Source organism: Aquabacterium sp. (assembly GCF_030652515.1).
Lineage (GTDB): Bacteria > Pseudomonadota > Gammaproteobacteria > Burkholderiales > Burkholderiaceae_C > Aquabacterium.
Window position 1 is genome coordinate 18727 of sequence record NZ_JAUSAR010000060.1, and the last position, 16238, is coordinate 34964.

The 16238-nt window shown below is 63.8% G+C and carries 19 protein-coding genes and 1 tRNA gene; 12 read left to right on the forward strand and 8 right to left on the reverse strand.

Annotated features, from left to right (window positions below):
• Entirely contained in the window at nt 1-504 is a 504-nt protein-coding gene (locus Q7V20_RS07195) for a TlpA disulfide reductase family protein (protein ID WP_304788652.1), read from the forward strand.
• A 13-nt stretch (nt 505-517) separates the two neighbouring features.
• On the opposite strand, the gene Q7V20_RS07200 is transcribed toward Q7V20_RS07195, so the two are convergent.
• Complete coding sequence (locus tag Q7V20_RS07200; protein WP_304788654.1) at nt 518-1681, reverse strand: hypothetical protein; 1164 nt, start codon at nt 1679-1681, stop codon at nt 518-520.
• Between the two features lie 99 nt (nt 1682-1780).
• Here Q7V20_RS07200 and Q7V20_RS07205 point away from each other — a divergent pair, with 99 nt between their 5' ends.
• The 5 genes from Q7V20_RS07205 (at nt 1781) to Q7V20_RS07225 (ending at nt 5317) form a co-directional block, all read left to right on the forward strand.
• Nucleotides 1781-2404 (forward strand): hypothetical protein, encoded by a 624-nt coding sequence (locus Q7V20_RS07205; protein WP_304788656.1) that lies wholly within the window; start codon nt 1781-1783, stop codon nt 2402-2404.
• 19 nt (nt 2405-2423) lie between these two features.
• Entirely contained in the window at nt 2424-2882 is a 459-nt protein-coding gene (locus Q7V20_RS07210) for a PTS sugar transporter subunit IIA (RefSeq protein WP_304788658.1), read from the forward strand.
• Complete coding sequence (locus Q7V20_RS07215; RefSeq protein WP_304788661.1) at nt 2851-3120, forward strand: HPr family phosphocarrier protein; 270 nt, start codon at nt 2851-2853, stop codon at nt 3118-3120. The genes Q7V20_RS07210 and Q7V20_RS07215 overlap by 32 nt, the downstream gene beginning before the upstream one ends.
• A gap of 216 nt (nt 3121-3336) precedes the next feature.
• Entirely contained in the window at nt 3337-4515 is a 1179-nt protein-coding gene (locus Q7V20_RS07220) for a transporter (RefSeq protein WP_304788663.1), read from the forward strand.
• 97 nt (nt 4516-4612) lie between these two features.
• Nucleotides 4613-5317 (forward strand): chalcone isomerase family protein, encoded by a 705-nt coding sequence (locus Q7V20_RS07225; RefSeq protein ID WP_304788665.1) that lies wholly within the window; start codon nt 4613-4615, stop codon nt 5315-5317.
• 11 nt (nt 5318-5328) lie between these two features.
• Here Q7V20_RS07225 and Q7V20_RS07230 read toward each other — a convergent pair whose 3' ends face one another.
• The 3 genes from Q7V20_RS07230 to queC are packed head-to-tail and all read right to left on the reverse strand — an operon-like array spanning nt 5329 to nt 8578.
• Nucleotides 5329-7212 carry a M48 family metalloprotease gene (locus Q7V20_RS07230; RefSeq protein ID WP_304788667.1) on the reverse strand — a complete coding sequence of 628 codons (1884 nt, stop codon included), beginning with the start codon at nt 7210-7212 and terminating at the stop codon, nt 5329-5331.
• A 31-nt stretch (nt 7213-7243) separates the two neighbouring features.
• Nucleotides 7244-7837, reverse strand: a complete 594-nt coding sequence (locus Q7V20_RS07235) for a LemA family protein (protein ID WP_304788669.1) — start codon at nt 7835-7837, stop codon at nt 7244-7246.
• Nucleotides 7838-8578 carry a 7-cyano-7-deazaguanine synthase QueC gene (gene queC / locus Q7V20_RS07240; protein ID WP_304788671.1) on the reverse strand — a complete coding sequence of 247 codons (741 nt, stop codon included), beginning with the start codon at nt 8576-8578 and terminating at the stop codon, nt 7838-7840.
• Nucleotides 8579-8740: 162 nt separating this feature from the next.
• Between queC and Q7V20_RS07245 the strand changes: the two genes are divergently transcribed.
• The gene (locus Q7V20_RS07245; RefSeq protein WP_304788673.1) at nt 8741-9517 is read left to right on the forward strand and encodes a ferredoxin--NADP reductase; all 777 of its coding nucleotides are present in this window, start codon (nt 8741-8743) and stop codon (nt 9515-9517) included.
• Here the strand turns inward: Q7V20_RS07245 and Q7V20_RS07250 are convergent.
• On the reverse strand, nt 9484-9690 hold the full coding sequence (locus Q7V20_RS07250; protein WP_304788675.1) for a DUF2061 domain-containing protein: 207 nt from the start codon (nt 9688-9690) through the stop codon (nt 9484-9486). The genes Q7V20_RS07245 and Q7V20_RS07250 overlap by 34 nt on opposite strands.
• Before the next feature lie 113 nt (nt 9691-9803).
• On the opposite strand from Q7V20_RS07250, the gene Q7V20_RS07255 reads away from it, so the two are divergent.
• Nucleotides 9804-11018 carry an SMP-30/gluconolactonase/LRE family protein gene (locus Q7V20_RS07255; protein WP_304788677.1) on the forward strand — a complete coding sequence of 405 codons (1215 nt, stop codon included), beginning with the start codon at nt 9804-9806 and terminating at the stop codon, nt 11016-11018.
• On the opposite strand, the gene Q7V20_RS07260 is transcribed toward Q7V20_RS07255, so the two are convergent.
• Nucleotides 11010-11792, reverse strand: coding sequence for a TSUP family transporter (locus Q7V20_RS07260; protein ID WP_304788679.1), 783 nt, complete (start codon nt 11790-11792; stop codon nt 11010-11012). The genes Q7V20_RS07255 and Q7V20_RS07260 overlap by 9 nt on opposite strands.
• A gap of 17 nt (nt 11793-11809) precedes the next feature.
• Entirely contained in the window at nt 11810-13099 is a 1290-nt protein-coding gene (locus Q7V20_RS07265) for a glutamate-5-semialdehyde dehydrogenase (RefSeq protein WP_370652423.1), read from the reverse strand.
• 49 nt (nt 13100-13148) lie between these two features.
• Here Q7V20_RS07265 and Q7V20_RS07270 point away from each other — a divergent pair, with 49 nt between their 5' ends.
• On the forward strand, nt 13149-13478 hold the full coding sequence (locus tag Q7V20_RS07270) for a hypothetical protein (protein ID WP_304788683.1): 330 nt from the start codon (nt 13149-13151) through the stop codon (nt 13476-13478).
• Between the two features lie 109 nt (nt 13479-13587).
• Nucleotides 13588-13722, forward strand: a complete 135-nt coding sequence (locus tag Q7V20_RS07275) for a hypothetical protein (protein ID WP_304788685.1) — start codon at nt 13588-13590, stop codon at nt 13720-13722.
• A 6-nt stretch (nt 13723-13728) separates the two neighbouring features.
• Here the strand turns inward: Q7V20_RS07275 and Q7V20_RS07280 are convergent, their stop codons facing one another.
• A complete protein-coding gene (locus tag Q7V20_RS07280; protein WP_304788687.1) occupies nt 13729-15021 on the reverse strand; it encodes an FAD-dependent monooxygenase in 1293 nt (430 codons plus the stop codon).
• 94 nt (nt 15022-15115) lie between these two features.
• Here Q7V20_RS07280 and ispB point away from each other — a divergent pair, with 94 nt between their 5' ends.
• Together ispB and Q7V20_RS07290 are read left to right on the forward strand one after the other, a co-directional pair.
• Nucleotides 15116-16099 carry an octaprenyl diphosphate synthase gene (gene ispB / locus Q7V20_RS07285; protein WP_304788705.1) on the forward strand — a complete coding sequence of 328 codons (984 nt, stop codon included), beginning with the start codon at nt 15116-15118 and terminating at the stop codon, nt 16097-16099.
• 25 nt (nt 16100-16124) lie between these two features.
• A tRNA-Pro gene (locus Q7V20_RS07290) sits at nt 16125-16201 on the forward strand.
• Nucleotides 16202-16238 lie beyond the last annotated feature (37 nt).

The following is a 16238-nucleotide window of genomic DNA, read 5'->3' on the forward strand; positions in this document are numbered from 1 at the left end:
ATGAATTTCAACAGACGACATCTTGCCTTGATCGCCCTGGCCGTGCCAATGTTTCTGTCCGGATGTTTTTGGGACACCCAGGCTTCCCTGCCTGATTTGCCCTACACCCGGATCGATGGCAGCCAGCACCGCACCTCTGATTTGAAGGGCCAGGTCACCCTGATCAACTTCTGGGCCACCAGTTGCACCACCTGCGTCAAAGAGATGCCCCAACTGATCGCCACCCAGCACAAGTTCAAGGCGCAAGGCCTGCAAACCTTGGCCGTGGCCATGCAGTACGACCCGCCTGCCTACGTCATGCAGTTCGCGCAAAGTCGGCAGTTGCCATTCCAGGTGGTGATGGACCACACGGGCGACCTGGCCAAGGCCTTTGGCCCGGTGCAGTTGACACCGACCACCTTCGTGGTCAACAAGAAGGGCGAGATCGTCAAGCGTTACATTGGCGAGCCTGATTTTGATGCCCTGCACACGCTGCTGGGCCAACTGCTGGCCGAGCCCGCCTGATACCCCGCACACATCACATGATGCGCGTGAGTTCGTAGACCAGGGCCGATGGCAGCGACGTGGCCACGGCCGCGTGCCCCACGCGCGCCATGCCGGTCGGGCTGATGCTGGAGATCTCGAAGGTGTGGCCTTCGCTCAGCAGCTCGATGAACACGAACTCGGGCACTTCCTGGCGGATGCTGCCCACCATCTGCATGAACCTCGGCGTCTTCAGGCTGGACTCGAACACGATGCCGTGAGGCAGTCCCGCGTCGCAGAACTCGACCGCATCGCTCACCGAGTTCACGAAGTCGACCACCAGCCCCATGGATTTCATGGACTCGCGCACCAGCCCGCGCACATCGCGGCGCGCCGCCACCACCAGCACGTGGCAACCGGCCAGAGGCTTGGAGTTGATCGAATCGGCAAAGCCGGCATCTTGTGCATCGGCGTTGGGGCCCACCGCCAGGGCGGTGACCGTGCGCGGAAACTCCAGCGTCAAGCGGGCTTGCGAGTCTTCGATGTGGCGTTGCGGCACCAGGCCCAGCGTGCGGGCCGTTTGCTCCAACAGGTGCCAGCTCATGCTGTCCAGGGCGGGGTTGTGAGGCACATCCTTGTTCTGGGGCAGGTCGGGTGATCGGTGCTGGAACTGGCACACCAGCGACGCGTTGTCCGACCAGGGGCCCATGTCGATGCGGACATCAACCAGGCCCTGCGCGCAACTCAGCCACCACTCGACCAGCGCGTTCAGCAGACCATGCAGCATGGACGCGTCCACCTGCACCTCCACCTCGTGCAGCGATTGAACGATGTGGATGCCGCGTGCCTGCAACTCGCGTGCGCGGTGGGCCAGCACGCTTTGCACGGTGTTGGTCAGGTGGATGCGCTCGTGCGATTGGCGCACCCGGCCTGAGGCGAGCCGCGAGATCTGCTGGCACCAGATGCCGGCCTGGCGGGCCCGGTCGACTTCTTCCAGCAGGGTGCGCAGACCAGCGCGGTCGATGCGGCCGGTGGTGGTCAGGGTGGCGACGCGCTCCAGCGCTGCGGTGAGGGGTTCGGCCAACTCGCGGCCAGCCTGGGCCAGCAATTCCTGCCAGCGTGCCAGTTCTCGCTCATCCGGGCTGAGACGCGTTTCATCGGGGTGGGCGCCTGGTTGGGAAACCGCCAACTTGGCCGAGGAGTGGAGGGGCGAGTTCATGGCGCATCTCGGTTTGTTCAGTGTCAGTTTCTGTCGGTCAATCGGGCCTGTCCATCCCACGCTTGGGTGAAATTGGGCGCTTTGTCCATAATTGGCGCCATGAAACAAAGTTGGTGGGCCAAGGGCGCCTGGACGCTGTCGATCGTGGGGTGCTGTCTGGCCTTGGTGGGGTGCAGCCCGGCCTTGGATTGGCGCACCGTGCGGCCTGAGCACGCGCCGGCTTTGCAGGCGGTGTTTCCCTGCAAGCCAAAGCAGGTCGACCGTTCATTGACCTTGCCCGCCTTGCCTGGGCCGCCCGTGACCATGCACCTCGTGTCGTGCAAAGTGGGCGAGTCCATCTGGGCGCTCAGCTACTTTGATGCGAAAGACATCACCCGGGTGCCGCTGGCCCTGGCGGCGGACAGCCGCGCACTGCGCGACAACCTGGAAGCCGTCAGCCGCCTGGGGCCTTCACCTGCCGTGGCCACGGTGTCGGCGGTGGATTTGGGGCCGGCGCAAGTCATCGGCATGACGCCCAACACCTTGTCGCGGCATTGGCGTTTGGTGGGGCGTCGGCCTGTCGGCAACGGTGAAAGCACGCCGGTGGAAGTTCATGCGTGGCATTTTTCCCACGGTTTGATGGTTTACCAGGCCAGCCTGTGGCGCCCCGTGCCGCCTGCAAATGCCAAGGAATCCACCGACGCGGTAGAGACATTCATTCAGGGCTTCAAATTTTCGGATTGAGCAGCCCATAATCGTTGATATGCCCGGCTTGTTCCTCATCGCGCACGCCCCCCTGGCTTCTGCCCTGAAGCTGGCGGCGCAGCATTGTTTCCCAGACGCCGCGCAGGCCATGCAGATCCTGGATGTGCCCGCCAACCTGCCGCCTGACGAAATCGAAGCGCAGTGCAGGATCATTCTGGAGATGCTGCAAAAAGCCGACCCTCGGGGCGAAGCCTTGATCCTGGCTGATGTGTTCGGTGCCACGCCGTGCAACATCGTGCAGCGCCTGTCCGATGGGGTGCGCGTCAAGGTCATCACCGGCGTGAACGTGCCCATGCTCTGGCGCGCCCTCAATTATTCCAATGAATCCCTGGACACCCTGATCACCCGCGCGGTGGCTGGCGGCACCCAGGGCGTCATGCAAATCGCGACCAACCGGCCCCAAAACCAGGCCAGCCAACCCATCAATGATCAAGACCACCGTCAACATCAGCAATAAGCTGGGACTTCACGCGCGCGCCTCGGCCAAGTTCACCAAGCTGGCCAGCAGTTTTCCGTGCGATGTGTTCATGAGCCGCAATGACCGGCGTGTGAACGCCAAAAGCATCATGGGCGTGATGATGCTGGCCGCTGGCCTGGGTTCGGCGGTGGAGCTTGAGTGCGATGGTGCCCGCGAAGAAGACGCCATGAAGGCGCTGGTGGCGCTGATCAACGACAAGTTCGGCGAAGGCGAATAAACCCCCTCTTCAGGGTCGATCCCCATTGGATGGGGCGATCTGGCGTGCAAAACCAACGCACTCCGGGCGTTCCATGTCGCGCCATTGCGACAACTTGCGCACACATTTGGGGTCAAGCAAGGCACAGTTAGGCCGATATGGCACTGATACGTTTTGCAACGTGCATTTTTCTAACAAACCCCGTTGAACGAATTCAACTCATTAGGAGCTGTCCGCATGAACACTTTTCGCCGTGATCCATCGTCGGCCTGCGCGCTGACCCTCAAGACCGTGGCCCTGGCAGCGGCCCTCAGCGCGTCTTCAGTGGCCCTGGCGGCCGAGAACGGCAACCAGCGGTATTCACCCGGCGTGGGCGGCAGCGACATGACCTCGCCTTTGGTGCCCGGCTGGTATGGCCAGGTGGCGATGGTGGCGTACCACGCCAACAAGATCAAAGGCAATGATGGCAAGCAGTTGCAGCAGTCTGGGAACATTTCTCAGACTCAATTGGCAGCTTCGGCATTGAGTGCTGTGGCACCAGCATTTCCGAACGGCATCAACTACAGCGGTTCCAAGGTCGGCATCAAAGCAGACACCTATGCATTGCTCCCTCGAATCACATATTTGAGCAGCACTCAGTGGCTTGGCGGGAATGTTGGCTTCACAGCCATGCTGCCGCTGGTGCGCCGCAAGATTGAGTTGACGGGGGAAACTGCCACGATTAATCCGACGGCGGTTGCCACCATCTCTGCGTTGACTTCAATCCCGCAAGCCAATGTGGCCGCAGGACTGTCTGCCAACGTGCAAGCCGGCATCGCTGCAAAAAGCAGCGCAGCCTACGGCATCGGTGACCTCGAAGTCTCGCCCATCTGGCACATGGAGATCGGTGATCACCAGCATGTGACCATTGCCCCCACGGTGGTGCTGCCCACGGGCGATTACGACGCCACCAAGCGTTCCAATTCGGGCTTCGGCAACTTCTTCACTTTCCGCCCCTCGGTGCAATACGCCTTCGTGGGCGATGGCTGGGACGTGGGCGGGCGTCTGGTGCTGTCCTTCAACACGCGCAACAAAGACAACGGTTACCGTTCGGGCAATGTCCTGAACATCGACTACCAGGCCATGAAGTTCGTGACCGAGGACATCCGCGTGGGCCTGCAAGGCTATGTGGTTGAACAATTCACCAAAGACTCGCAGGATCTGACGGGTTTTTCATTGAGCCAGCAAGCCACCCTGGCCACCTCGTCTGACCTGAGCACCGGCAACGAGATGCGCGTCTATGCCGCTGGCCCCGCCGTGGCATGGTTGGCCAATGGTGGCGAGTTCATGCTCGAAGGCAAATTCTTGAAGGAATTTGGTGCGAAAAATCGCACTGAAGGCCAAGCCTTCTGGTTGACCCTGTCCAAGCCGCTGTAACCTCATCAAGGCTTGATTCATGGAGTTCCCCTGGTCTGTGGCCAGGGGTGCCCGCCTCGCGGGTAAGTTATTGCCGTGCCGTAGGAGTGGTCACATCATGCAAGATGACCGTATCGCTTTGCCCCCGTTTGAAAACCACCGGCGCCAGTTGATGGCCAGTGCGATGGCGGCTGCGCTCGTGCCGTGGGCCAAACCGGCTCAGGCGGCCACCGTCGAGCTGGAGGGGGTGCAACTGGAAGACACCATCACTGCTTACGGGCAAAAGCTGGTGCTCAATGGTGCGGCGGTTCGCAAGCGAGGCTACTTCAAGGCGGACGTCACGGCGCTGTACCTGCCTGAAAAGCGCACCACGCCTGATGCGATCTTCAAGCTCAATGGCATTCGCCGCATCCAACTCAACATCTTGCGCGAGTTCACCTCGTCCACCATTTCGCGCATCTTCATCGCCGACTTCAAGCAGAACTCCACCGATGCGGAGTTCAAGCAGTTGATCAACGAGATCAGCCAGGTGGGCGCGGCCTACAGCGCGGTCAAGCGGGTGAGCAAGGGCGATGTGGTCAACCTGGACTGGTTGCCGGGCAAAGGCTGGATGTGTTCCATCAATGGCAAGCAGTTGGTGATTGATCCCGGTGTCACGGGCGGTACCAGCAACCATGCCATCAACAATGAGCTGGCCTACCAGATCTACATGCGCATGTACATCGGCCCTGCCGCGCCTGAAGAGTTGCGCAATGGCCTGTTGGGTTTGACCCGCTTGCCCAGGGCTGTTGGTGGCAGCAAGGACAAAGACGGCGACGACTGAGGGCCCTCACCTCAGTCGCGAGGGTAGTGAGATGCCAGGGCGGGGGGCATGGGTGAGTCCATCAAGTCGGCCATCAAGCGCAGGGCGTTGGCGGTGTCGTTGGACATCAAGCCACCGGGGCTGTGGTTCAAGGCTTCTTCAACCCAGGCCCGCAGCAACACGGGCTTGATCATCCACGACAACTCCTGAACGCCTGCCAGGGCGTGCATCAGGGCGTCGGCATCGGGGATCTTCCCATCCGGTTTCAGGTCTTGCAGGCGGGTGCAGCGTGCGATGACGCGCGCGTACCAGGCTCGGCTGGTGGCGGCCAGCAAGCCCTGCACTTCAGCCTCGGGCACAAAGCGGGCGAGATAGGCTGACAGCGCGATCACGTGGGTGAGTTCATCGTCCTGCAGATCGGCCAGCTCGCGGCCCTGCCCGGTGACCGGGCGCATGAAGGGCCGACTGTTCTTCTTGTCGCTCATCTGATGGCGCAAAGTCAGCCACCACAGGCGATCGCGAGGGCTGACGCGGCCATCGGCTTTCAAGAGATCTCGGGCGGCTTCGACCAGGGCGCGGCGGTCGCTCAAAGCGTCGTTGGCAATGCTTTTGCACAGGCGCTCGAATTCCGGGACCAGGCGTTCGGGGCGAAGGCCTTGCACATCGTCCAGGATCTGTTGTGCGTGGGTGAGCCCTTCGGCCAGTTTCAGCCACAGCTTGTGCTCATGGCGGTTGCCGGCTGACATCATCAGCGCCAGCACGGCCATGCGCTTTTCGCGCGGGCCTGCCAGGCGGCGCAGGCGGCCCAAGGCATCGGTGTCGTCGCGTGGGGTCGGTTTGCCGGTCGTTGGGACGGCCACTTCGGCGGGTGAGGCTGCCGCCATCATGACGCCTGGGGCCATGGGCGGTGGGCGGCGAGGCTCGGCTTTCTCCAGCCTGAGCAGGGGGGCCGGCATGGGGGCCAGCACGGCGCCGCAGATGCGGCGGATTCGTTCGGGCAAACGCGGGTGCGTGGCCATGCACCTCGACAGTTTGGACTGGTGCAGCAGCAAGGAGGCCACCATGTCAGCCTGGGGATGGCGCATCTGGCCGGCCATCATCTGCTGGTCGAACCAGATCTTGCGCAGCACATTGCCCAGGCCATCGCGCGTGCGGGTGAACTGGATGGCGTTGGCATCGGCCAGGAACTCGCGCTGGCGAGCCACGGCCGCCTGCAGCAGGCGCCCGGCGCCCCAGCCAAGCCAGCCCACCGCGGTGAACACCAGCCCGACCACCCAGCGCACCGGGTTGACGTGGCCATGGTCGTCCCGGCTCATCAGGGTCTGGCCATAGCCATGCACCAGCGACAGGCCCCACACCAGGGCCAGCAGGCGCATGGCCATGGGCAGGTCTTCTTCCTTCAGGTGGCCGAACTCGTGCGCGACCAGGCCTTGCAACTCGGCCCGGGTGAGGCGGTCGAGCGCGCCGCGGGTCACGCACAGGGTGTAGTCCTCGGGGGACCAGCCGGCCACGAAGGCGTTGATGGCGTCTTCGCGCGTGAGCACGTAGACGTGGGGCACGGCTTGGCCGGAGGCCAGGGCCATCTCATCGACCACGTTGAGCAGGCGCCGCTCCAGCGCGTCGTCGGGGTCTTTGACAAGACGGCCGTGCATCCAGTGGGCGACGCGCTGGCCGCCGCCTTCGCGCAGGCGCTGGGTTTCGATCAGGCAACCACCCAACACGAACAGCAGGATGACGCCGGAGTTGGTTTCGAAGAACAAGGCGGGGTAGCCCTGGCTGAAAGGCACCAGCAGCTTGTAGACCAGCGCCAGCAGCACGTTGACGGCCACGACCAGCCCGGCCAACAGCACGGCGAACCAGGCGAACAATTTGAAGGTCTGCGCTTGGGCCTGTTCCTGATGCTGTCGAAATTTCATGGTTAACGGCGAGACTGCCCGTTCACGTTGTTCAGAAAGCCACTTTCACGGCAGCGCGTTCCGCATCGTTGGCTGTTGACTGCAGCATGGCGGCCTCTTTGAAGCCGAAGACGCCAGCCACCAGGTTGGCGGGGAATTGCTGGGCCGCGTTGTTGTAGTCCAGCGTGGCATCGTTGAACAACTGGCGCGAGAAGGCCACTTTATTCTCGGTGTGTGTCAGCTCTTCGCTGAGGTCGCGCAGGGATTCGTCGGCCTTGAGTTCCGGGTAGGCCTCGACGATGGCCTGGAAGCGCCCCATGGCGCTGCTGAGCACACCTTCGGCCAGGTTCAGGCTTTTGATGGGGCCGGCCTGGTTGGGTTGGCTGCGGACCAGGTCGGTGGCCGCCACCACTTGCGCACGGGCGGCGGTCACCCGTTCAAGGGTTTCGCGTTCGTGTTCCAGGTACTTGCGGGCCACCTCGACCAGGTTGGGGATGAGGTCGTGGCGGCGTTTGAGCTGCACGTCGATCTGCGCAAACGCGTTGGTGATCTCGTTGCGCAGTTTGATCAGGCGGTTGTAGGCGCCCACGCCCCAGAAGACGATCAAGGCGACCACCGCGAGGGTGATGATTTGTGTGGTGTTCATTCAATCCATCCTAGCAGTCGTCCACTGCTCGAAGCCGTCGCGGCGCAACTGGCAGGCGGGGCATTGGCCGCAGCCGTATCCCCAGGCGTGGCGGTGGGTGCGGTCGCCCAGGTAGCAGGTGTGGGTGTGCTCCACGATGATGTCGTTCAGCGCGGGGCCGCCCAACTGGTCGGTGAGGGCCCAGGTTTGCGCCTTGGTCAGCCACATCAGCGGCGTTTCCACCGTCATGGGCGCGGCCAGGCCCAGGCTGAGCGCCACCTGCAAGGCTTTGAGGGTGTTGTCGCGGCAATCGGGGTAGCCGGAGTAGTCGGTCTCGCACATGCCGCCCACCAGCACGTTCAGGCCGCGTCGGTAGGCCACCGAGGCGGCGAAGGTCAGGAACAACAGGTTGCGGCCGGGCACGAAGGTGTTGGGCAGGCCGTTGGACTGCATCTCGATGGCGCGGTCTTCGGTCAGGGCGGTGTCGGATATTTGCCCGAGCAGGGCCAGGTCCAGCACATGGTCTTCGCCCAGGCGGCTGGCCCAATCGGGAAAGGCCTGAGACAGGGCCTGGCGAACCGGTTCGCGGCAATCCATCTCGACGCGGTGGCGCTGGCCGTAGTCAAAGCCGATGGTCTCGACCCGGCTGAAGCGGCTCAGGGCCCAGGCCAGGCAGGCGGTGGAATCCTGTCCGCCAGAGAACACGACCAGGGCGGCGCGTGGGTCGGCGGGGGGTGGGTGCGTGTCAGGGGCGGCGGGCATGGCGAACAACGTCGGTGTCGTAACAGGTCAGCATAGCGGATCAAATCCCCGGACTTCAGGGGTGGGTGTGAGAAGCGGTTGGCAGGGCTGCAAAAGCTGGGCGACAATAGAGGGTTTTCGAGAGTCCGGTCTGCAAGTTGCAGGCCTTGCAGGAACCTGGTCATGGCCGCTTTCAATACAGAAACTGTTACCCACGTCAACCACTGGAACGACACGCTGTTCACCTTCAGAACCACGCGTGATCCGGCCCTGCGCTTTGCCAGCGGCCATTTTGTGATGATCGGCCTGGAAGTCAACGGCAAGCCCTTGATGCGTGCCTACAGCGTGGCCAGCGCCAACTACGAAGAGCACCTCGAGTTCCTGAGCATCAAGGTGCAAGACGGCCCCTTGACCTCGCGCCTGCAGCACCTCAAGGTGGGCGACAAGCTGCTGGTCAGCCGCAAGGCCGTGGGCACCCTGGTGGTGGATGACCTCAAGCCCGCGATGAACCTGTACTTGTTCGGCACTGGCACCGGCCTGGCACCCTTCATGAGCATCATCCAGGATCCTTACACCTACGAAAAGTTTGACAAGGTGGTGCTGGTTCATGGCGTGCGCTACAAGAGCGAGCTGGCCTATCACGACTACATCACCGAAGAGCTGCCCGACCACGAGCTGCTGGGTGATTTGATCCGCGACAAGCTGATCTATTACCCCCTGGTGACGCGCGAGGAGTTCCGCAACCAGGGCCGCCTGACCGACCTGATCGAGAACGGCAAGATGGCCGCCGACATCGGCCTGCCCCCTTTGAACCCGGCCACCGACCGCGCCATGATGTGCGGCAGCCCCTCCATGCTGACCGACCTGTGCAAGATCCTGGATGCGCGCGGCTTCCACATCTCGCCTTCGCAAGGCGAGCCGGGCGATTACGTGATCGAGCGCGCTTTCGTCGAAAAGTGAGCCCAGGCTGGGACCCGGTCCCAGTATTTGTCGAAAAAGTAGTGCATCACCGTGTTGACCAACGGTTCGACAAAGGTCACGATCCCCGCCACGCTGACGCTGCCCGTGATTGCATAGGTCACGGTGAACGAGGTGCCAATGTGCATCACTCCGAATGTGGCGGTTTTGGCCATGATCGCGCTCCGTTGAGAATTGTTCTCATCATCGCGGCAGCGGGTTGTTTTGTAAATTCAATCGATTTAATAAAACCAATAGCCTCTGTTGATGGGGCGGCTGGAGTTCGCAAGTGCGTGTGATCCCATCAAATCCTGCGGCCCAACGTGGCCGTCTGCGCTGGCTGGCCTCGTGGGCAACACCCGTGGCCGCTTTGGTGGCCTACCTGGCGTTCTGGCCCGTTCCGGCAGATCCTGTGGTCTGGTCGGCCCCCAAAGACTTGGGTTACGTGGGCGCCCATGCCGTCAATCAGAAACTGGCGGGCTTGCAGCAGATCACCCTGGGCGCTGGCCAGATCGGCCCCGAACACATCACCGCCCACCAGGGTTGGTTGTACACCGGCCTGGCCAACGGCGATGTGTTGAAGTTCAGCCCGGACGGCCAAGCGCGCGAGGTGATTGCCAACACCGGCGGGCGCCCCTTGGGCACCGACGTGGACGCCCAGGGCCGCGTGCTGGTGGCCGATGGCGTGAAAGGCCTGCTGCGCATTGAAGGCAGCGGCGCCAGCGCCAAGGTCGAGACCTTGCTCACCACGATTGACGACCCGGTGGCGGGCGACCCGATCCGCTATGCCGATGCCATCAAGGTGGGGGCCGATGGCACGCTTTGGCTGACCGATGCCAGCCGCCGCTTTGGCGTGGTCGAGTGGAAAAGCACCCTGGAAGCCAGCGTGCTGGACATCCTGGAGCACAGTTGCACGGGTCGGCTCATCGCGGCAGACCCGGTGTCCTTGAAATCTCGTGTGGCCTTGTCGGGCCTGTGCTTTCCCAATGGCGTGGCGTTCTCCAAAGATGGCAAGACGATGTTCTTGTCGGAGACCGGCACCTACCGCATCATCAAGATCGACCTGGCCAAGCTGTCCTTGACCCGCGCCACCCAAGGGATGATGAACACGCCGACGCTGGCCAATGCCCTCAGCCAGGGCGCGGCCACCGTGCTGGTGGACAACCTGCCGGGCTTTCCTGACAACCTGGTGGCGGGTGAGCAAGGCCGCCTGTGGGTGGGGCTGACCAAGCCGCGCAGCCCCATCATCGATTTCGCCGCCGAGCACCCTGCCATCCGCACCGTGACCCTGCGCCTGCCCCGTTTCCTGTGGCCCGTGCCCAAGGCCTATGGCCACATTGTGGCCCTGGATGAAACCGGCAAAGTGGTGGACGACCTGCAGGACCCCAGCGGCACCTATCCCGAAACCACGGCCGCGACCGAGTTGGGTGGCAAGCTCTTCGTCCAGAGCCTGAACGCCAGCGTCATCGGTTGGATGAGCTACAGCGGACCGGCTTCAAAGTAAGCCGCCCCAGGCGTCCCAGGCCGTCTTGAGGATCAGGGCGCCGACCACCACCAGGAACACCCCTCGCACGAAGCCCGTGCCGTGGCGCAGCGCCAGGCGCGTGCCTACGCTGCTGCCCGCCACATTGGCCACCGCCATGGGCAAAGCCAAGGCCCAGTCCACGTGCCCGTGCGGGATGAACCAGGCGAGGGCCGCTACATTGGTGGCGAAGTTCAGGCGCTTGGCGCCCGCGCTGGCGTGCAGAAAATCCCAACCCAGGCCACGCACCAGCGCGAAGACGAAGAAGCTGCCCGTGCCGGGGCCAAACAGGCCGTCGTAAAAGCCCACCGTGGCGCCCAGCAAGGTGGCGAGCAGGTTCTCGGTTTTGGGCGACCAGTGCGGCGTGTGGTGGCGGCCCAGGTCTTTGCGCCACAGCGTGTAGACCCACACCAGCGACAGCACCACGGGCAGTGCAATCCGGAATTGCGAGGCGGGTACCCGGGTGGCCAGCCAGGCCCCGGTGATCGCGCCGATCAGGGCCGCCACGATGGCGCCCATCAGCCGCGACGAGGGCAGCCGAACTTGCTTGGAAAACTGCCAGGCCGCCCAGCCCGTGCCCCAGACCGATGCGGCTTTGTTGGTGCCCAGCAAGGTGGCTGGCAAGGCTTGCGGAAACAGGCCAAACAGCGAAGGCACCATGATCAGGCCGCCGCCACCCACGATGGCATCGACCAGGCCGGCGCCCGTGGACGCCAGCAGCATCAGGCCGACATTGGCCGGCGTCAGGTCAAGCATTCAAATCCGCACTTGACTCAAGTTCGGATTTCGCCCTGGCCCAGCACCACGTATTTCAGCGAGGTCAACCCTTCCAGCCCGACCGGGCCACGTGCGTGGAACTTGTCGGTGCTGATGCCGATCTCGGCGCCCAGGCCGTACTCGAAGCCATCGGCGAAACGCGTGGACGCGTTGATCATCACGCTGGCCGAATCCACCTCGCGGATGAAGCGCATGCTGTTGGGCTGGTTGGTGGTCAGGATCGAATCGGTGTGGTGCGAGCCGTAGTGGTTGATGTGGGCGATGGCCTCGTCCAGCGAATCAACCACCTTCACGGCGATGACCGGGGCCAAATACTCTTCAAACCAGTCCTGCTCGGTGGCCTCGACCACCTTGGCCCCAGGCACATCGGCCAGGATGGCCTTGGCGCGCGGGTCGGCGCGCATTTCAACGCCCTTGGCGGCGAACACCGCGCCGATGCGTGGCAAGAAGGCCGCCGCCTGCTTCGCGTGCACCAGCAGCGATTCGGTGGCATTGCAGGGGCTGTACTTCTGCGTCTTGGCGTTGTCGGTCACCTTCACGGCCAGGTCCAGGTCCACCTCGCAATCGACGTAGGTGTGGCAGTTGCCATCCAGGTGCTTGATGACGGGCACCTTGGCCTCGGCGCTGATGCGCTCGATCAGGCCCTTGCCGCCGCGCGGGATGATCACGTCCACGTACTGGGGCATGGTGATCATCTGGCCCACGGCGGCGCGGTCGGTGGTCTGCACCAGTTGCACGCCGGTGGCGGGCAAGCCCACCTCGGTCAACGCAGCCTGCACCAGCTTCCACAGCGCCACGTTGGAGTGGATGGCCTCGGAGCCGCCGCGCAGCACGCAGGCGTTGCCACTCTTGATGGCCAACGAGGATGCCTCGATCGTCACATTGGGGCGGCTCTCGAAAATCATGCCGAACACGCCGATGGGCACGCGCATCTGGCCCACGGTGATGCCGGTGGGGCGGCGGCGCAGGTTGGTCATCTCGCCCACCGGGTCGGGCAGGGCGGCGACCTGCTCGCAGCTTTGGGCCATGGTCTCGATGACCTTGTCGGTCAGGCGCAGGCGGTCGACCATGGGCTCACTCAGGCCGTTGGATTGGGCTTTGCTCACGTCCTGCACGTTGTCGGCCTTGAGGGCGGCGGCTTGCTCGCGGATCAGGCGGCCCAGGGCCAGCAGGGCGTTGTTGCGCGCGGCGGTGGAGGCTGCGGCCATCAAGGTGGCCGCGGCTCTGGCGGCCTGGCCCACGGCGGTCATGTACTGGTCGACAGGCTGGTCGGCGGCGGGGGAGATGGTCTGCACGGTGTTCATAAGGCAAGATTGTCGCAAACCCCGGCCATTCATGCACCACCAAGTCATCCATATTCACGCAGAGGCACCGCTCAAACCCGCTTTGGGCGCGCCTTGCAATGGCTGCGGCGTGTGTTGCCTGGTCGAACCCTGTCCGGTGGGCATGCTGATCAGCCGACGCCGCAAAGGGGCTTGCGACGTGTTGGTGTGGTCGGATGACGCCTCGGCTTACCGCTGCGGTTTGCTGGTGGACCCCGACCGCTTCACCGCTGGGCGCTGGATGAGTTGGGGCCCTTTGCGGCGCCTTTGGCTGCGCTGGGCGCGCCGGGTGATCGCCGCTGGCCGGGGCTGCGATGCCGACTTTGCTCAGGATGAACCCTGAACTACCCCCTTAAGGGGGTTTTGTTACGCATTTGTAAGGAGAATGATCCTTCATAAGATGAGGTCGTCCCGCTGCACGAGGGCGGCCCGCTCAATCAGAGGAGATCTCCATGCGCAAAAAGTTGCTGCAAAACACGCTGTTTGCCGCCATGGCCGCGTGGGCCATGTATGGATTGCACGCGAGCGCCGAGACTTCCCTGGTCGATGCCCAATGGGCGTCCACCATCGTGGCCTTGCAACGCTGAGTTGTTTCAGCGCAGGCCGAACATCATCGTTCTGGCCAGCCGGTGCTTCAGCGGGCCCAGTGCCTGCATGGCGCCCAGCCCCAGGCCGCGCGCCGTGGCCAAGATGGGTGCGGGCCAGGTGAAACTGCGGGCTAAAAAATCCGTGCCCGCGATCAAGGCCCAGCGATCGGGCTGACGGCGGCGCTGGAAATGCCGCAAGGCGGCCGCCACATCCACCCGCCCCGCCACGCTCGCCCCTTTGATGGCCGACAGCAGTTCATGCACATCGCGCAGCCCCAGGTTCAGGCCTTGGCCCGCCACCGGGTGCAAGGTTTGCGCCGCGTTGCCAATGCGCACCACCGCGCCATCGTTCACCAGGCTGCGGTGGGCATTGAGCCCCAGCGGAAAGGCCTTCAGGCTTGAGACCTGGTGGATCTTGCCCACCCGCTCATGGAAGATGGTGTTCAGCACCACCAGACGCTGGGCGTCGGTCAGGTCGCGCACCGGGTCGTCGTCGCGCTGCACACACCACACCAGGGCGGCGCGGCGGCCACTGGGCCCGCCGGGCACCACGGTGCCATCGGTCAAAGGCAGCAGGGCGGCCGGGCCGGACGGGGTGAAACGCTCGTAGGCCACCCCGGCTTCACTGTCCTCGCTCAATAAAACCTGGCCGACCCAGGCGGTTTGGGCATAGTCATGGCTGACGCCCTGCGGCCATTGCAAAGTGGGCTGGTCGGCGAACACGCCGCCTTCGGCCACCACGGCCAGGTCAAAGGCTTCCGCGATCTCGGCATCAACCTCGACGCCACCGGGCACGGGCTTGAGGCCCTTCACCGGGGTGCCAAACCGCATCAGCAGGCGATCGGGCTCATGGGCGATGGCCTGGGCCCAGGCAGCCTGCATGGGCGCCACCAGGGTGCCGTAGCTGACCACGGCGCCCAACTGGGCCACGCCTTGCTCGGCCGCGCTGATGGCCACAAAGGGCTGATCGCGGCCTGGCCACAGCACGGTCGGTTGCTGTTGAGACACGTGCACGGCGCGGATGGGCGCCACCTGCTGGCGGGCCAGGATGGCGGGCCACACGCCCATGCGCTCCAGCTCTTGCACGCTGCCCAGCGACAAGGCCAAGGTGCGCGGGTCGCCAGACACGTCCTTGTCGGCCGGGCGGGCGTCGAACACGGTGATGCGGGCCTGGGGCAGGGCCTGGGCGGCTTGCAGGGCCAGTGCGAGCCCGGCTGGGCCAGCGCCGATGATGGCCATCGACAGGCCGGCTTGGGCCAAGGGCGGGGGTGTCACAGCGGTGTCTTCAACGGTGTTCATCGTGGGGCTCCTGAATGGGCATTGTCGCGCTGTTACCGCCCTGGCGAAGGGGGTTCCTATAATCACCGCTTACCGCACTCCAACCTTGTCCAGCGTGTCAGCCACCTCCACTCCCACCGTGAACTACCGCAGCCTCATGGCCCCTGACATGGCCGAGGTGGATCAGGTCATCCACCACCGGTTGTCGTCCAAGGTAACGCTGGTCAACCAGATCTCCAACTACATCGTGAACGCGGGCGGCAAACGCATCCGCCCGATGCTGTTGCTGCTGATCGCGCGGGCGCTGGGCAACAACACCTCGCAGCGCCATGAACTGGCGGCGGTGGTGGAGTTCATCCACACGGCCACGCTGTTGCATGACGACGTGGTGGATGAGTCGAACCTGCGGCGCGGCCGCCAGACGGCCAACGCCATGTTCGGCAACGCGGCCAGTGTGCTGGTGGGCGACTTTTTATACTCGCGCGCTTTCCAGATGATGGTCACGACCAACCGTCTGCGCGTGATGGACGTGCTGGCCGAGGCCACCAATGTGATCGCCGAGGGCGAGGTGTTGCAGTTGATGAACATGCACGACCCCGACATCTCGGTGGACGATTACCTGAAAGTGATCGAGTACAAAACGGCCAAGCTGTTCGAGGCCAGTGCCCGCCTGGGCGCGGTGATCGTGGATGCCACGCCTGAAGTCGAAGAGGCTTGCGCATCCTACGGGCGCACCTTGGGCACGGCGTTTCAGCTGATTGATGACTTGCTGGACTATGAAGGCAGCACGGCCGAGCTGGGCAAGAACATTGGCGATGACCTGCGCGAAGGCAAGCCGACCTTGCCGCTGCTGGTGGCCATGCAGCGTGGCACGCCCGAGCAGCGCGAGATGATCCGCAACGCCATCATCCACGGCGAAGTGGAGCGCATGGCGCAGATCGTGGACATCGTCAAAACGACGGGCGCGCTGCAGGCCACGCGCGAGGCGGCCGAGGAGCAGGCACGGTTGGCCGAGGGTTGTTTGGTGGCTTTGCCTGCATCGGTTTACAGGGATGCGTTGCTACAATTGTCGGCTGATTCGGTGCACCGATCGTCTTGATCGGTTTCGCATTGGAGTCACACCGCGGGGTGTAGCTTAGTCAGGTAAAGCGCTACGTTCGGGACGTAGAGACCGGAGGTTCGAATCCTCTCACCCCGACCAGATCCCACCGTACGGCTCAATGCCTTAGCGTGGGGCA

Excerpts from the sequence above, each read along its gene's own strand:
- Q7V20_RS07225 (WP_304788665.1), top strand. The coding sequence starts at position 4,613 with ATGCAAGATGACCGTATCGCTTTGCCCCCGTTTGAAAACCACCGGCGC.
- Q7V20_RS07215 (WP_304788661.1), top strand. The coding sequence starts at position 2,851 with ATGATCAAGACCACCGTCAACATCAGCAATAAGCTGGGACTTCACGCG.
- Q7V20_RS07235 (WP_304788669.1), bottom strand. The coding sequence starts at position 7,837 with ATGAACACCACACAAATCATCACCCTCGCGGTGGTCGCCTTGATCGTC.
- queC (WP_304788671.1), bottom strand. The coding sequence starts at position 8,578 with ATGCCCGCCGCCCCTGACACGCACCCACCCCCCGCCGACCCACGCGCC.
- Q7V20_RS07250 (WP_304788675.1), bottom strand. The coding sequence starts at position 9,690 with ATGGCCAAAACCGCCACATTCGGAGTGATGCACATTGGCACCTCGTTC.
- Q7V20_RS07260 (WP_304788679.1), bottom strand. The coding sequence starts at position 11,792 with ATGCTTGACCTGACGCCGGCCAATGTCGGCCTGATGCTGCTGGCGTCC.
- Q7V20_RS07205 (WP_304788656.1), top strand. The coding sequence starts at position 1,781 with ATGAAACAAAGTTGGTGGGCCAAGGGCGCCTGGACGCTGTCGATCGTG.
- Q7V20_RS07275 (WP_304788685.1), top strand. The coding sequence starts at position 13,588 with ATGCGCAAAAAGTTGCTGCAAAACACGCTGTTTGCCGCCATGGCCGCG.
- Q7V20_RS07220 (WP_304788663.1), top strand. The coding sequence starts at position 3,337 with ATGAACACTTTTCGCCGTGATCCATCGTCGGCCTGCGCGCTGACCCTC.
- Q7V20_RS07270 (WP_304788683.1), top strand. The coding sequence starts at position 13,149 with ATGCACCACCAAGTCATCCATATTCACGCAGAGGCACCGCTCAAACCC.
- Q7V20_RS07245 (WP_304788673.1), top strand. The coding sequence starts at position 8,741 with ATGGCCGCTTTCAATACAGAAACTGTTACCCACGTCAACCACTGGAAC.
- Q7V20_RS07195 (WP_304788652.1), top strand. The coding sequence starts at position 1 with ATGAATTTCAACAGACGACATCTTGCCTTGATCGCCCTGGCCGTGCCA.
- Q7V20_RS07230 (WP_304788667.1), bottom strand. The coding sequence starts at position 7,212 with ATGAAATTTCGACAGCATCAGGAACAGGCCCAAGCGCAGACCTTCAAA.
- Q7V20_RS07210 (WP_304788658.1), top strand. The coding sequence starts at position 2,424 with ATGCCCGGCTTGTTCCTCATCGCGCACGCCCCCCTGGCTTCTGCCCTG.
- Q7V20_RS07200 (WP_304788654.1), bottom strand. The coding sequence starts at position 1,681 with ATGAACTCGCCCCTCCACTCCTCGGCCAAGTTGGCGGTTTCCCAACCA.
- Q7V20_RS07280 (WP_304788687.1), bottom strand. The coding sequence starts at position 15,021 with ATGAACACCGTTGAAGACACCGCTGTGACACCCCCGCCCTTGGCCCAA.